11 protein-coding genes and 1 pseudogene are annotated in these 13,944 nt (G+C 62.7%); 10 read left to right on the top strand and 2 right to left on the bottom strand.

The annotated features are described in order from the left end of the window. Nucleotides 1-6: 6 nt before the first annotated feature. Together QFZ23_RS23110 and QFZ23_RS23105 are read right to left on the bottom strand one after the other, a co-directional pair. Nucleotides 7-1,641 (bottom strand): long-chain-fatty-acid--CoA ligase, encoded by a 1,635-nt coding sequence (locus tag QFZ23_RS23110; protein WP_306927011.1) that lies wholly within the window; start codon nucleotides 1,639-1,641, stop codon nucleotides 7-9. Nucleotides 1,642-1,697: 56 nt separating this feature from the next. Next, nucleotides 1,698-3,092, bottom strand: a complete 1,395-nt coding sequence (locus QFZ23_RS23105) for an MFS transporter (protein WP_306927009.1) — start codon at nucleotides 3,090-3,092, stop codon at nucleotides 1,698-1,700. A 178-nt stretch (nucleotides 3,093-3,270) separates the two neighbouring features. Here QFZ23_RS23105 and QFZ23_RS23100 point away from each other — a divergent pair, with 178 nt between their 5' ends. The 10 genes and pseudogenes from QFZ23_RS23100 to QFZ23_RS23055 all read left to right on the top strand — a co-directional run. Then, complete coding sequence (locus QFZ23_RS23100; protein WP_306927007.1) at nucleotides 3,271-3,936, top strand: TetR/AcrR family transcriptional regulator; 666 nt, start codon at nucleotides 3,271-3,273, stop codon at nucleotides 3,934-3,936. A gap of 124 nt (nucleotides 3,937-4,060) precedes the next feature. After that, the gene (locus QFZ23_RS23095; protein ID WP_306927005.1) at nucleotides 4,061-4,870 is read left to right on the top strand and encodes an enoyl-CoA hydratase; all 810 of its coding nucleotides are present in this window, start codon (nucleotides 4,061-4,063) and stop codon (nucleotides 4,868-4,870) included. Between the two features lie 44 nt (nucleotides 4,871-4,914). Next, nucleotides 4,915-5,727 carry a crotonase/enoyl-CoA hydratase family protein gene (locus QFZ23_RS23090; protein ID WP_306927003.1) on the top strand — a complete coding sequence of 271 codons (813 nt, stop codon included), beginning with the start codon at nucleotides 4,915-4,917 and terminating at the stop codon, nucleotides 5,725-5,727. Between the two features lie 54 nt (nucleotides 5,728-5,781). Then, nucleotides 5,782-6,972 (top strand): acyl-CoA dehydrogenase family protein, encoded by a 1,191-nt coding sequence (locus QFZ23_RS23085; RefSeq protein WP_306927002.1) that lies wholly within the window; start codon nucleotides 5,782-5,784, stop codon nucleotides 6,970-6,972. Between the two features lie 138 nt (nucleotides 6,973-7,110). Continuing rightward, nucleotides 7,111-7,538 (top strand): annotated as a pseudogene (locus QFZ23_RS23080) (acyl-CoA thioesterase). A 366-nt stretch (nucleotides 7,539-7,904) separates the two neighbouring features. Continuing rightward, nucleotides 7,905-8,960, top strand: a complete 1,056-nt coding sequence (locus QFZ23_RS23075; protein WP_306927001.1) for a LacI family DNA-binding transcriptional regulator — start codon at nucleotides 7,905-7,907, stop codon at nucleotides 8,958-8,960. Between the two features lie 355 nt (nucleotides 8,961-9,315). Next, a complete protein-coding gene (locus QFZ23_RS23070; protein WP_306926085.1) occupies nucleotides 9,316-10,278 on the top strand; it encodes an ABC transporter substrate-binding protein in 963 nt (320 codons plus the stop codon). 73 nt (nucleotides 10,279-10,351) lie between these two features. Next, nucleotides 10,352-11,884 (top strand): sugar ABC transporter ATP-binding protein, encoded by a 1,533-nt coding sequence (locus QFZ23_RS23065; RefSeq protein WP_306926086.1) that lies wholly within the window; start codon nucleotides 10,352-10,354, stop codon nucleotides 11,882-11,884. Beyond that, nucleotides 11,877-12,926, top strand: coding sequence for an ABC transporter permease subunit (locus QFZ23_RS23060; protein ID WP_306926087.1), 1,050 nt, complete (start codon nucleotides 11,877-11,879; stop codon nucleotides 12,924-12,926). Before QFZ23_RS23065 ends, QFZ23_RS23060 begins: the two co-directional genes overlap by 8 nt. 121 nt (nucleotides 12,927-13,047) lie before the next feature. Continuing rightward, the coding region (locus tag QFZ23_RS23055; protein ID WP_306927187.1) for a hypothetical protein at nucleotides 13,048-13,944 on the top strand (897 nt) is incomplete at its 3' end.

The raw sequence follows: 13,944 nt of genomic DNA, 5'->3' as shown, positions 1-13,944 counted from the left end.
CGGCGGCTACTTCGCGCCGGACACGGGATGGGTAACCCGCGGCAGTTCATTCTTGGCTATCTTTCCCACCGGCGTCCGCGGCAGCCTGTCCAGGCGGATGTATTCCCGGGGCACTTTGTAGCCTGCCAGGTGTTTGCGGCAGTGCGCGTCGAGCTCTTCATCCGTCACGGAGAGCCCCGGTTCCAGCGTGATGTAGGCGATAACCTTTTCCCCGCGGTATTCGTCGTCCCGTCCGACGACGGCGGCTTCCAGCATCCCGGGGAACTTCGTCAGGATCTGTTCCACTTCGGCCGGGTAGACGTTGAAGCCACTGGTGACGATCATTTCTTTTTTTCGTCCGACGATGAAGAAGTAGCCTTCTTCATCCATGGTGGCGAGGTCGCCGGTCAGCAGCCAGCCGTCGCGCAGGGTTTCCGCGGTTTGTTCCGGGCGGTTCCAGTAGCCCTTCATCACCTGTGGACCGCGCACGATCATTTCCCCGATCTCTCCGACCGGCAGTTCTTCCAGATTGCCGCCGTCCTGGTGGACGACCCGGACGTCGGTCAACGGAAGGGGAATGCCGATGCTGCCCACCTTACGCGGGGCGAAGAGAGGGTTCAGGTGGGTTGAGGGGGATGCCTCGCTGATCCCGAAGCCTTCGATGATGCGGCCGCCGCTGTTTCGTTCGAACTGCTCGATCTGCTCCAGCGGGAAGCCCGCACCGGCGCTGTTGTAGATGGCTACCGCATCCAGGCCGCTGGTGCCGACACCGGGTTCCCGGTTCAGTGCGGTGTACATCGTCGGGACGCCGCTGAAGACGTAAGGCTTTTCGTCGCGGATGGTGGTGAGCATCTCTGCCGCCCGGAAGTCCTGGATGAGCAGCTGGTTCATTCCGGAGCGGACTGCGAGGAGCGTGACTGCCGTCAGGGCGAAGACGTGGCACATTGGCAGCACGTTGACTGTTTTGGCCCCTTCCGGGACGTCGAGAAGGCCATACGTCACGGCGAAGCGCTGTTCGACGTTGGCAATAAGGTTGCGGTGGGTGAGCATCACGCCCTTGGCAGCGCCGGTCGTCCCGCCGGTGTACTGCAAGACGGCTACGTCGGACGGGTCGGACGCGGGTTGCAGTGGTTCCAGACCCAGGTATTCCTCCAGCCGGGTGTAAGGGGTCCCGGGCAGAGCAGGAGAGGACTCCCCCGCCGTGTCCACGCGGATGAGTTTGCGGCCGAGGAACTCCGTTTCCCCGGGTGAGCAGCGCTGTGCCGCTTCGCCGGTTGCGACCACGATTGCGGCACCGGAGTCCTCCAGGATCCTGCGTATTTCCTCGGCGGGGTAACGGCAGTTGACCTGCACGACGATGCCGCCTGCCAGCACGATTCCGAAGATCGCTGCCACGTATTCCGGACGGTTGGGCAGCACGACGGCGACCCTGTCACCACGGGTGAGTCCCTGGTTGATCAGGAGCCGTGCGAGTGCGTGTGCCTGCCGGTGAAGGTCCTGGAAACTCCAGGTCCTGCCCTCAAACGTCATGGCGACCCTGTTTGCAAACCGTTCACGGGAGAGGGAGAGCAGCTCGCCCAGCGTCGTCTCCGGGATGGACTGCATCGCCTGGACCGAGGGTGGATAGAGATGCGTCCAGGGGCGGTCGTGGAACGGGGACATTGGTACTTCCTTTTGCGTGGTTATTATGCCGGGGGTCAGAATCATGGGGGCGGAGCTTAGGGGGCGCTTGCCGTTTCGGCTGTGTCATCGGCGGGCAGACCGGCTTTCTCCCGCAGACCGGCCAGGCGTTGCTGCAGCTTGGCCGCGTCGCGCTCGGGGTTGACGAGGAGCAGTGTCAGCAGTCCACCGGCGAGGATGGCCACGCCGAAGATCTGGTAGGACAGGGAGAAGCCTTCGAGCGGTATGGCTGCCTTTTCGACCAGGATCCCGACAAGGCTCGGTGCGATGAGGCCGGAAAGGTTCTGCAGGGCCAGGAAGATGCCGATGGTGCTGGAGAGCTGGGCGACCGGGACAATCTGGGAGATCACGGCGTTCATCATGGGCAGCGCCACGCTCATGCATCCGTAGCCCAGGATCAGCACGGCGACGACGGCGATCGGGACTCCGAGCAAGGGAAGGCACGCCAGTGCCAGGCCGCCGGTGATGAGGAATCCGGCGGTGGTGACGGCCAGAACTTTCCCTGCCGACGGGCGCCGGCTGGCGATCCGGTCAGTGACGAACGTCGCGCCGTACATCAGGACCACCGCTGCGATGCTGGGAAGACCGAACATCAGCCCGGACTCCAGCCGGGAATAGCCCAGTCCCTTCTCGAAATACGACGGCAGCCAGGTGATCGTCGCAGACACCACGCCGTAGACGGCGAAGGTCGCCAGGAACGCCCCGATGAACGACTTGGAGAGCAGGATGTGCCGCAGGGGAAGCCGGACCATGGACACTGCCGGTTGCGCGGTGCTGGGCAGGCCGCTCCCCCGGCGGGCCAGCGGCCTCGCCTTGGCATAGGGGCCCTCCTTGCCAATGAACAGCCACGCCGCACACCAGATGAAACTCGCTGCCGCCATCGTGATGAAGCCTGCCCGCCAGCCCCAGGTCACAACGACTACCGCGAGCAGCGGCGCGGCGAAGATCTTGGCAAAGGACGATCCGGAAGTCACCAGGGCCGCGGGGAATCCGCGCTTGTCCGGGGCAAACCACTGGAAGACGGCAGTGCTGGCCATCGCCGTTGCCGGCCCTTCAAAAGCGCCCAGCGCGATCCGGGAGAACAGCAGAACAGCGAACGTGCCGCTGATCAGCAGCGGGAACTGAACGACGCCCCAGAGGGCTGCCAACGTGAATAGGATCCAGCGGATCTGGAACCGGTCGCCAAGAAAGCCGACCATGGCACCGCTGACGCTGAAAAGGAAGAAGAAGGCGCTGCCGGCGAAACCAATCTGCGTTGGCGTCAGACCAAACTCGTCCATGAGCGGCTGGGCGATGATGCCGATCAGGGCTTTGTCCGCCCAGTTAAGCGTCGCGAACAGCACGACCATGGTCGTGACCGTCCAAGCTCGGAACCCCGAGCGTTCCGGAGCGGCAGCAGGAGGGGCGGCCGCCGAGGCCTGTGGAGTGACCATTTAGAAAATTCCTCACCGTTGAAGATCTGTGCCGAATGGCAGGGGAAGCGCCTTTTCTGACTAGCGCTGCTAGTTAAAGCTTATAGGAGCATTATTAGGCTGTGAAGGGGATCACGCAAGTTGTTCCCGACGGGCGGCGCCTTCCCGGCACCTCGGCCTGGTATGGCAAGGTAGGAGCATGGGACGCCCCACAACTCCTGCCTTATCGCCTCAGCGCATTGTTGCCGAAGCCACTTCCCTCATAGATGAGGAAGGCCTCGCGTCATTGACCACCCGCCGGCTCGCCGCGCGGCTCGGCATTAAGGGACCGTCAATCTACAACCACTTCGCGACCATGGATGCCGTCGCCGATGCCGTGATCAACTCACTGCTGGATACCGTGGACACGGCCATTTTCGAGTCGGCAGGATGGCGTGTCGCACTCCCGGTCTGGGCGCGGAGCTACTGGACGGTCCTGCAAAAACATCCCGGAATCGTGCCGCTGCTTGCCCGCGGGCCCGGAACCCGATCCGCCCAGCTGCGTCTTGCTGACGCCTTCTACGGATCCCTCGTGGATGGCGGATGGCCTCCGCGCCAGGCGACCGAAGTCGCCATCGCCGTCCGGAACTACATCGCCGGCTCGGCGTTGGGTTCATACTCTGCCGGGTTCTCCGAAGGCCCCGATTTTTACACCGCCGACTTCCCCCACCTCTCAGACGCCTACCGGCTCCCGGAACGACAGGCGGTTCTTGACCAGGCGGCTTTCGAACGCGGCCTGACGTGCCTGATCGACGGGCTGGTCCTGCACTACGCCACCGACATCGCCGGCCTCGCCAACCGTGAGGCCACCTCGCGCACCAAATAGGGTCCGAAGCCGTTGGAGCCTCTGCGAAGGAATTTCAGGGCTAGATTTAACTAGCGGTGATAGTTTATCGTGGGTCCATAACCTCAATTCCGGTGACACCCCGGACTGAACGAAGGACCCTCGCATGACCTATGACTACGTTCTCTACGAGGTCGACGGCCCCGTGGCAACCATCTGGCAGAACCGCCCGCAGCAGCGCAACGCGCAGAACGAGCAGATGCTGGACGAGCTCAATGACGCGGTGCTCCGCGCCGGCCGGGACCCGGAAATCCGGGCGGTGGTCCTGAGCGGCAAAGGCGGTCACTTTTCCGCCGGGCACGATCTGAAGGAAGGCCAGATCAAACGGCAGGACTTCACGCCGGAGGAACGTTGGGCCTACGAGTCCCGCTCCTACATGGACTACTGCATGAACATCTTCAACCTTCCCAAGCCGACCATCGCCCGGGTCGAGGGAGCCTGCATCGCCGGTGCCTTCATGGTGGCCAACATGTGCGACATGATCGTGGCCTCCGAAGAGGCCTTCTTCGCAGATCCGGTGCTTCACACCATGGCAGTCAGTGCCGTCGAGGTCCTGGTTCACCCTTGGGTGATGGGCAGCCGCAAGGCACGCGAATTCCTCTTCACCGGCGAACCAATGCAGGCCAAAGACGCCCTCGAATGCGGGATGGTCAACCGTGTCGTCCCTGCAGCAGAGCTCGACGACGCAGTGCACACACTGGCCTACCGCGTGGCCCAGGCACCGCCCTTCGCCACCGCCGTACTCAAGAAGTCACTCAACCGAACCCTCGAGACGCAGGGCTTTGGCGTGGCCCTGAGCGCCCACTTCGATTCCCACCAGCTCACCCACTTCAGCGAGGAAGCAGCGCGCGGAAAGGCCGACGGCGGCTTCTCGAACTCCATCACCCGCAACAAGGTCGGAACCTCGGTCCAGTAAAGCCACTTTCCGAACCGATCAAAGCAAAGAAGGGAATCCGAGAGATGACCACTCTGGACATCAGCGCACTGCCCCGGGACGGGCGGGTAGTCACCCGACACCGCGTGGGTCATGTGTATCTCATCGGCCTGAACCGCGTGCCCAAGCGGAACGCCTTTGACCTTGAGATGCGCGCGGAATTGGCGATGGCCTACGCCGAAATGGAACAGAACGAGAGGATCCGCGTGGGCGTCTTTTACGCGCACGGTGACCATTTCACGGGTGGGCTTGATATGGCCAAGGTTGGAAACGCTCTGCGCGAAGGCCGGGGCGGCATTCCGGAAGGCGGCATTGACCCGCGTCAGTTGTCTGGCCCGCAGCGGCGTAAGCCCGTAGTCAGCGCCGTACAAGGCTGGTGCCTCACCCTGGGAATAGAACTTCTCCTGGCCACGGACATCCGGGTCGCTGCCGATGACGCAAAGTTCTCCCAGATGGAAGTCAGCCGGGGTATCTTCCCGTTCGGCGGTGCCACCATCAGATTCCCGAGAGAGGTTGGCTGGGGAAACGCCATGCGGTACATGCTCACCGGCGATACATTCGACGCAACCGAGGCCTTGCGCATTGGCCTGGTCCAAGAGGTCGTCCCGGCCGGCCAGCAGCTCCAGCGGGCCTTCGAGCTGGCCGAGCTCATCGCCCAACAGGCACCACTCGGCATTTCCACCACACTGCAGTCGGCCCGCCGAGCCCAGCGCGAAGGCGAACAGGCAGCCGCCCGCGAGCTGGTCCCGGAGATGCTCCAACTGCTCGACACCAAGGACGGCGCAGAAGGAGTGGCCTCATTCCTGGAACGCCGCCCCGCAGTTTTCACCGGCCACTGACCCCCTCGCCCCAGCCGGCAGACGCAACCGGGCGCCCAACACAAAGGACCACCAATGGACACCGACCCCATCGACACGGACTACTTCCTTCTCGATGACCGCATCACCGACGAAGACCGCGCAGTTCAAAAACAGGTGCGCGCCTTTGTCGACAGCGAAATCCTGCCAATCATCAACGATTACTGGGAACGCGCAGAATTTCCCCACGAACTCGTGCGCGGATTCGCAGACCTGGGCATCGTCGGGACAACCATCAACGGCTACGGCTGCCCCGGACTAAGCCCCATGGCCGCGGGCCTGATCGCCATGGAGCTGGGCAGGGGCGACGGATCCATGAACACCTTCTTCGGCGTCCACTCCGGACTGGCCATGGGCAGCGTGCATATTCTCGGCGACGAGGAACAGAAGCAGCGCTGGCTGCCCCCGATGGCAGGCATGGAAAAGATCGGAGCGTTCGCCCTCACCGAACCCGAGCACGGCTCCGACTCCGTGGCACTGGAAACGTCAGCACGGCTCGACGGGGACCACTACGTCATCAACGGAGCCAAGCGCTGGATCGGTAACGCAAGCTTCGCGGACATCGTGGTGATCTGGGCCAGAGATGAAGCCGACGAACAGGTCAAAGCCTTCATCCTGGAAAAGAACGCTGACGGCACATACCCTGATGGCTACCGCGCCGACGTCATCACCGGCAAGATCGGCAAACGCGCCATCCTCCAGGCGGACATCACACTCTCAAACCTCCGAATCCCGAAAGCCAACCTCCTGGCCGGGGCCACATCATTCCGTGACGCAACCCGCGTCCTCACCGCCACGCGAAACAGCGCATCCTGGGAATCGGTCGGCCACGCAATGGCGGCCTACGAAGCAGCAGCGGACCATGCACGCACACGCGTCCAGTTCGGCAAACCGATCGGAAGCTTCCAACTCGTACAGAACAAGCTCGCCAACATGCTGGCCGAAATGACTGCCATGCAGCTCATGTGTTTCAGGGTCGCAGAACTGGGCCAGACCAGCCAATTAACGGGAAACATGGCCTCCCTGGCGAAGATGCACACAGCAAAAAAGGCCCGGTGGATATGCTCCGAAGCCCGCGACATGCTCGGAGGAAACGGCCTGCTGCTCGACAGGCACGTCGCGCGCCACATGACAGACATGGAAGTTGTTTCGACCTACGAGGGCACGGACTCGATTCAGTCGCTCCTCGTAGGCCGGGACATAACCGGATTTTCCGCCTTCAAGTAAGTCCCCGCTGCCACGGGCCCGCCCCCAAGAGCCCGTGGCAGCCGGTTATCGGCTGCATGGCGCACACCTAACGTGTCCCCTAAAGCCCGTTCAGCCCCAGCAGAACGGTCAAAGGCGTGAGAGACAAGGCAGCGGCGAATGGAACCAACAGATATCACCTTCCGAACCCGGAAATGGGTCCGGCCCGAGGACCTGAATGCCAACGGAACGCTATTCGGGGGCAGCCTGCTGAAGTGGATTGATGAAGAAGCCGCCATCTACGCGATCCTTCAGCTCGGCAACGGGCGTGCGGTCACCAAATACATCTCGGAAATAAACTTTGTCAGCTCCGCGGTTCAGGGAGACCTGATCGAGATGGGCTTAGCCGCGACCCGCTTTGGCCGGACCTCCCTGAGCATGCGCGCCGAGGTCCGAAACATGATTTCGCGGCAAAGCATCCTGACGATCGAGGAGATCGTCTTCGTAAAAATTTGAACACCTCCGGCAGGCCGGAGCCGCACGGATACACCAACATCACCTACGACAGGGACAGGATTCCTACTCATCATTTGACCGATACCCCTTGAAACCGGACTGACGTCATCAAGTCTCCGGATGGGGCAGCAGCCGGCAAAAAGACGGCCTTCCCGTGGACCTTCACGCCGCGGCCTCTAGAAGATAAGCAGGTGGGGACGTTACCAAAATGTTCCTGGAGTGATACCCTGCGGCAGGCCAAGCTGGCGGGAAGCCATCGCCAACAGTTGACGAAGTCTCCGTTATCGGCGCTTCCGAGTAGGGGTCCTTCAGCGCGTCGATTTGCGGGCGGAGGGTTTCGCTGCGAGCGGCTCTTGACGTGTGCGGGTAGTCACATCTATCGTTGACCCTAATCCTTTAGGTAACGCGATGGGAATCCCGCGAAACCTTTCCCTAATCGATTAGAAAGCAGTCGCGAAATGGCGAAGAAGCCCACGCTGCGGGACTTGAGCGAAGCCACAGGCCTTTCTTCCTATACGGTTTCGCGCGCCCTGAGTAACGGCGCCGATGTCTCGGAGGCGAGCCGGAAGCTGGTGTTGAAGGCTGCCCGGGAGTTGGGTTACGTCCCGAACCGTGCCGCGCAGGAGCTCCGCAAGAAGTCGCGCAGTTCGATCGCGGTCATCACCGCGAGCACGTCGAACTACTACTACCTGGACCTGATGAAGGGCATTCAGCGGGTTCTGCGGGGATCCAGCCGCAATGCCGTTGTGGCCGACATCGCAGCAGAAGGTGTGTACACACCGGAGGTGGAGGATGCCATCGTTCAGGATCTGATCCAGTCACGCACGGCCGGCATTATCACTACCCTGACCCTGAGCATGCAGAACGTTAAGCTCCTGGAAAGCTGGGACATTCCCGTGGTTTTCGTGGACTCGGCACCGCCGGAGGACGCGACACAAGTCCCGAGCATCCTGACAGACAATTACGCGGCGAGCATGAAAGCGGGGGCGCATTTGGCCCGGCACGGGTATGCGGATTGGCTCTTCCTGGCCTATCCGGGCCGCTGGTCCACGCGTGCCGAGCGGGAGCGCGGTCTCCGCGAGGCGGCGGCCAAGCACGGGGCTGTACTGGAGGTGCTGGAGACGGAGAACGACGCCGACTCGGCATACCGGACACTGTCCGCCTATTTGGATACACCCGGCCGGGCCCTGCCCAGGGCGATCATCGCCGGAAACAACCCCCTGCTCCACGGCGTCCTCACCGTGCTCCGACAGCGCGGAATTGCTGTCCCCACCCAGGTGGCTCTCATAGCGTTTGACGAGTTTGCCTGGGCTCCCCTGCTGGATCCCCCGCTGACAGTGGTGGATGAGGACAGCGAATCAATCGGCGTTCTGGCCGCACAGACGCTGACCCGAATCCTGGACGGGCAGCTGGAGGCCGAGCGGCGGGGCGAGTCACCGGTGCCCGACTACCGTCCCGAGGACCGCCGGGAGGTGAACGCGGACTTAATCGTGCGACAGTCATGCGGATGCTGAGCCCCAGCTCCCCCATGACCAAAAGCAACTGACCTCACCGGCACGTGGCTCGGCTGGTGGCCTCGACGGAAAGCCTGTCCTGGTTTCCACGCGCTGGGTCTGACAACGCAACGGGGCCCTGCCCGCCCCGACACAAGCCCCTTGCTTTTGGTACTCCAAAGCGTACCGGCAAGGTTTGGTTCCGGCGGAGCCGACCCGCAGAGCTCCGTCCCCCACGGGAACTGACCCGACAGCCCCGGTCTTCGCATCGAAGCGAGCCGGCGCAACCTCCACTACCAATTCCATCGACCGCGTTTTTCACGGATCTGGCCGGCCGTCACGGCCTCGCCGGTTCCGGTTCAAAGGAGATCCGAAAATGAATCAGCTCGTCAAGAAGTCGGCAGTTTTCACCGCCGCCGCGACACTGGCCGCGCTCAGCCTGACGTCCTGCAGTTCTGGCGACACCCAGGCCGGTACCAACAAGCCGACGAAGATCGAGAAGATCGGCCTCATGGTCCAGGACATGTCCAACCCGTTCTTTTCCGCGATGGACAAGGGAGCCAAGGAGGCCGCCGCGAAGATCGGCGCCACCGCCAACACCCAGGACGCGCAGCTTGATCTGGCGAATCAGAATACCCAGATTGACACGTTCATCCAGCAGGGCGTGAACCTGATTGTCATCAGCGCCGTGGACGAAAACGGCATCCAGCCCGCGATTGAGCGGGCGAAGCAGGCGGGCATCATTGTCATCGCCGTGGACACCCCGGCCAAGAGCGCGGACGCCGTGGTGATGACCAATGCAGTCCAGGCCGGCGAAAAATCCTGCCAGTACCTGTTCGAGCAGATGGGAGGAAAGGGCAATGTTCTCTTGGTGGACGGAACCCCGCTCCAGACGATCCGTGACCGCATCACCGGCTGCAAGAACGTCGTGAAGAAGTTCCCTGATATCAAAGTTGTCGGGCAGCAGGCCTCCAAGAACGACCGGGCCTCCGGCCTCGCCGTGACCACGGACATGCTCACTGCTACCCCTGACGTTCAGGGCATCTTCGGCATGAACGACCCGTCCGCCCTCGGTGCGGTTCTGGCGGTCCAGCAGGCCCACAAGGCGGGGACCGTAAAGGTCACCGGTGTGGACGGCAGCCCGGAGGCGGTGGCGGAACTGAAGCAGTCCGGGTCGCCGTTCATCGGAACCGCAACCCAGAATCCTGCCGAAATGGTCCGCAAGGCCGTCGAAATCGCGCAGAACATCATCGACAACAAGCCCCCGGCGGAGAGCACGATCCTGATCCCCAGCGAGCTCGTGACCCGTGAGACCGTCAGCCAGTACAAGGGCTGGTAAGGCTCCCTGCTGCCGTGTGGGGTCGCTCGGCTCCCGCAGCGGCCCCACACAACCGGACTAAGAATAGGCCGTCATGACTACAACAACCTCCCGCCAGCCGCTGCTGCAGCTGGAAGGCATCACAAAGCGCTTCGGCGCCACGCTCGCTCTCAATAACGTCCACTTCGACCTGCGTGCAGGTGAAGTGCATGCTTTGATGGGCGAGAACGGAGCTGGTAAATCCACCCTGATGAAGATCTTGGCGGGGAACGTAGCCCGCGATTCCGGACGTATCCTGATGGATGGCACCGAAATCGACATCCGCTCCCCGCATGAGGCCGTTGCCCACGGCATAGCCATCATCCATCAGGAGCTGAACACGGTCCCGGCGATGACAGTTGCCGAGAATTTGGCCCTCGGACGGGAACCTTCGACCAAGTTCGGGGCCTTGGACCGTCGCGCCATGATCGTCCAGGCCCGTGAGAAGCTCGCCCGGGTCGGGGCACGGATTGATCCGCGCACTGAGCTCGGCCAGCTCAGTGTGGGCATGCAACAGATGGTTGAAATCGCCAGGGCCGTCAGCGAGAACGCCAGGATCCTGGTACTCGATGAACCAACAGCGGCCCTCTCACGCAGTGAAACCCTCCACCTTTTCCAGATCATCAACGAGCTGCGAGATGCAGGTGTCGGGCTCGTGTACATCTCCCACCGGATGGAAGAGGTCTGGGAGCTCGCGGACCGTGTGACCGTCTTCCGCGACGGAACGTACGTCGGCACCCGGGGAAAGACCGAGATCAGCCCGCCCGACGTCGTCCGGATGATGGTCGGACGCAACCTCGAGGACCTCTACCACCACGACCGGCACAGCCCGGGAGACGTCATGCTGGAGGTCAAGGAACTCACCGACGGTGCCGGCATCGGGCCGGTCAGCTTCCAAGTACGGTCGGGCGAGGTCGTCGCCCTGTCCGGGCTCATCGGGGCCGGCCGCACCGAAACGGCCCGGATGATCTTTGGCGCCGACAGGCCCCGCGGCGGCACCGTCACCGTCAAAGGCAAAGCGGCACTGGCCTCCAGCCCGGCCCAGGCGATCGCCCGGGGAATCGCAATGGTCCCCGAGGACCGCAAGGACCAGGCCTTGTTCGTCTCCCACACCGTCGAGGACAACATCGCTGTCAGTTCCCTTGGCGGCCACGTGAACGCCGGCGTGCTTCAACGGACCCGAATACGGAACGCGGTGAAAAAGCAGATGGAACGCCTGCACCTGCGGCAGAACGCCCTGCGCCTGCCGGTCAGCGCGCTTTCGGGCGGCAACCAGCAAAAAGCGGTTCTGGCCCGGTGGCTGATGCGCGAATCCGATGTGCTGATCCTGGACGAACCCACGAGGGGCGTAGACATCGGCGCGAAAAGCGAAATCTATGAAGTCATCAACGACCTCGCCAAGGCCGGCAAGGCCATCCTGGTCATTTCCTCGGACCTTCCCGAAGCGATCGGCATCAGCGACCGGCTCCTCGTGATGCGCTCCGGACGGATCGTCCAGGAACTCAACTCACGCACCGCCAGCGAAGAGGACGTCATGTCCCACGCAACCGGAACAGCAGCACAGACAAACGGAGAATTCCATGACTAACCAGGCTCTGAACAACCCACAGGGCGCCGGCATCCGGCCAGAGGCCACACCTGCCACCGCCCGCAGCTTTGACTTTGCCTACTGGTGGGACCGCGTCGGCATCCTCGTGGTCCTGATCGCCCTCGTTGCCTTAATGGTCGTCATCGCCCCTAACTTCGCGAGCGTCAACAACCTGCTGAACATTGCCCGGTCGATCTCGATCAACGCGATCCTGGCGGCCGGAATGACATTCGTCATTCTCGCGGCCGGAATCGACCTTTCTGTCGGTTCCATTCTGGCCGTCTCCGGTGTCGCATCGGTCATGACAGGCATTGCAGGACTGCCCGCACCCGTCGCGATCCTGGTCGGTGTTGTGACAGGGGCCGTCGCGGGTTTGATCAACGGCCTGCTCAGCGCCTACCTGGCACTGGCCGCCTTCATCGTTACCCTCGGCACCATGACCTTCCTTCGAGGCCTGGCCTACACCATGACCGACGGGCAACCCATCGTCTCCAACACACTCAGTTTCCGGGACATCGGCAACGGGTACATGGCGGGCATCCCGGTGCCCGTGGTGATCATGATCATCGTCTACGTCGCAGCGTGGTTCGTCCTTGAGCGCACCCGCTATGGCCGGCACGTCTACGCCGTGGGCGGCAACGCCGAAGCCGCCCGGCTGGCAGGCATCAACGTCAAACGCGTCATCACTTCCGTCTATGTCATCGCCGGCATCTGCGCCGGGCTCGCCGGTGTCATCTTCTCCGCCCGGGTGGTCTCCGCCCAGCCGACAGCCGGCACCGGCTACGAGCTGGACGCGATCGCCGCAGTTGTCCTGGGCGGCACAAGCCTCGTCGGCGGACGCGGACGGATCTACGGCACACTGATCGGCTCCATCATTCTCGGTGTCCTCAGCACCGGACTGATCCTGATGAATGTCCAGTTCTTCACCCAACTGCTGATCAAGGGCCTCGTCATCATCCTCGCGGTGGCAATCGACAGCCTGAAACAACGCACACTGCGCCTGCCCTGGTCCAGGGCCATCGCCGCCCAGACACCTGCATAAGAGCACGCCCGACGAAACCGGCAGCCACATCCTGCCTGCCGGACGGGACAACCCGGCCACTTCCCAAAAGTGGCCGGTTCTAGCCCCACGCCCATAACTTGAGAGGAAAAAGCCCGTGGCAATGCCCACCATCGCCATCAAGGACGGCCTTCCCGGCCGCCGAATCAACGAACCAGTGACCTTCACCATCGACGGAGAATTTACCGAAAACCTCTGGACAGCAACTACCAGTGCCGGAGAGACCGTTATCTGCCAGCGGCTGAACGCCCAGCCCGAACCGGGTAAAACCACGTTCATCACCGTCGTGACCTTCGAGGGAAACCTGCAGCTCACCCTCGCCGCACCGGTCACCGGGCGCGTTGACGGCATAAACGAACGGGAACCCGTCGAGTCCGACGCCTTCGTCCGCCTGGACACAGGGTACTTCGACCTCGAAATGTGCTCGGGCACGGCTGAAGGCACCGGCTCCTCAAAGTGGGGAATTCGTCACTTCGCCACACTGAAAGAAGGCATCGACCTGCTCCCCTCGGGCAACAACGCCATCGGCGGCTTCTACGGCCCCTTCTTCACCCCCGAAAACGGCCTCATCAACCCGCCCGAACACACCACCGTCGACATCGAAACCCTTGAACACGGTCCTGTCCTGCACCACTACCGGATGCACGGCACCGTCCCCGACGGCCTGCTCGAGGAGCTCAAGGGCAAGACGTTTTCCATCGACTGGAAATTCACCCACGGCACCCCCTACTTCACCCGCAGCTACCGGGTGGACGACTTCCAGACAGTCATCAACGGCCGCTCCATAACCAACAAGATCACCGTCGGCGATGAATTTGAGGCCGGCCAGGGCGACGTGGTCTTTGACCGCTTCGAAGCATACAGCGGCACACGATACCGCGCCGGGGACCCCTACGCCGCTGAACTCGCACACATGGTCGACGAAACCATCGCGAACTCAACGTCCAGCACTGCCAAGTTCCAGGAATTCCGCCGTCAGCTCACCGGCAATATCGAAGCC

The organism is Arthrobacter globiformis (assembly GCF_030818015.1).
GTDB lineage: Bacteria > Actinomycetota > Actinomycetes > Actinomycetales > Micrococcaceae > Arthrobacter > Arthrobacter globiformis_C.
The sequence above is the reverse complement of the archived record's forward strand: the minus strand, read 5'-3'. Positions and strand labels throughout refer to the sequence as shown.

Coding starts and splice junctions, on each gene's coding strand:
- QFZ23_RS23075 (WP_306927001.1), top strand. CDS start 7,905: ATGGCGAAGAAGCCCACGCTGCGGGACTTGAGCGAAGCCACAGGCCTT.
- QFZ23_RS23090 (WP_306927003.1), top strand. CDS start 4,915: ATGACCACTCTGGACATCAGCGCACTGCCCCGGGACGGGCGGGTAGTC.
- QFZ23_RS23085 (WP_306927002.1), top strand. CDS start 5,782: ATGGACACCGACCCCATCGACACGGACTACTTCCTTCTCGATGACCGC.
- QFZ23_RS23060 (WP_306926087.1), top strand. CDS start 11,877: ATGACTAACCAGGCTCTGAACAACCCACAGGGCGCCGGCATCCGGCCA.
- QFZ23_RS23095 (WP_306927005.1), top strand. CDS start 4,061: ATGACCTATGACTACGTTCTCTACGAGGTCGACGGCCCCGTGGCAACC.
- QFZ23_RS23070 (WP_306926085.1), top strand. CDS start 9,316: ATGAATCAGCTCGTCAAGAAGTCGGCAGTTTTCACCGCCGCCGCGACA.
- QFZ23_RS23065 (WP_306926086.1), top strand. CDS start 10,352: ATGACTACAACAACCTCCCGCCAGCCGCTGCTGCAGCTGGAAGGCATC.
- QFZ23_RS23110 (WP_306927011.1), bottom strand. CDS start 1,641: ATGTCCCCGTTCCACGACCGCCCCTGGACGCATCTCTATCCACCCTCG.
- QFZ23_RS23105 (WP_306927009.1), bottom strand. CDS start 3,092: ATGGTCACTCCACAGGCCTCGGCGGCCGCCCCTCCTGCTGCCGCTCCG.
- QFZ23_RS23100 (WP_306927007.1), top strand. CDS start 3,271: ATGGGACGCCCCACAACTCCTGCCTTATCGCCTCAGCGCATTGTTGCC.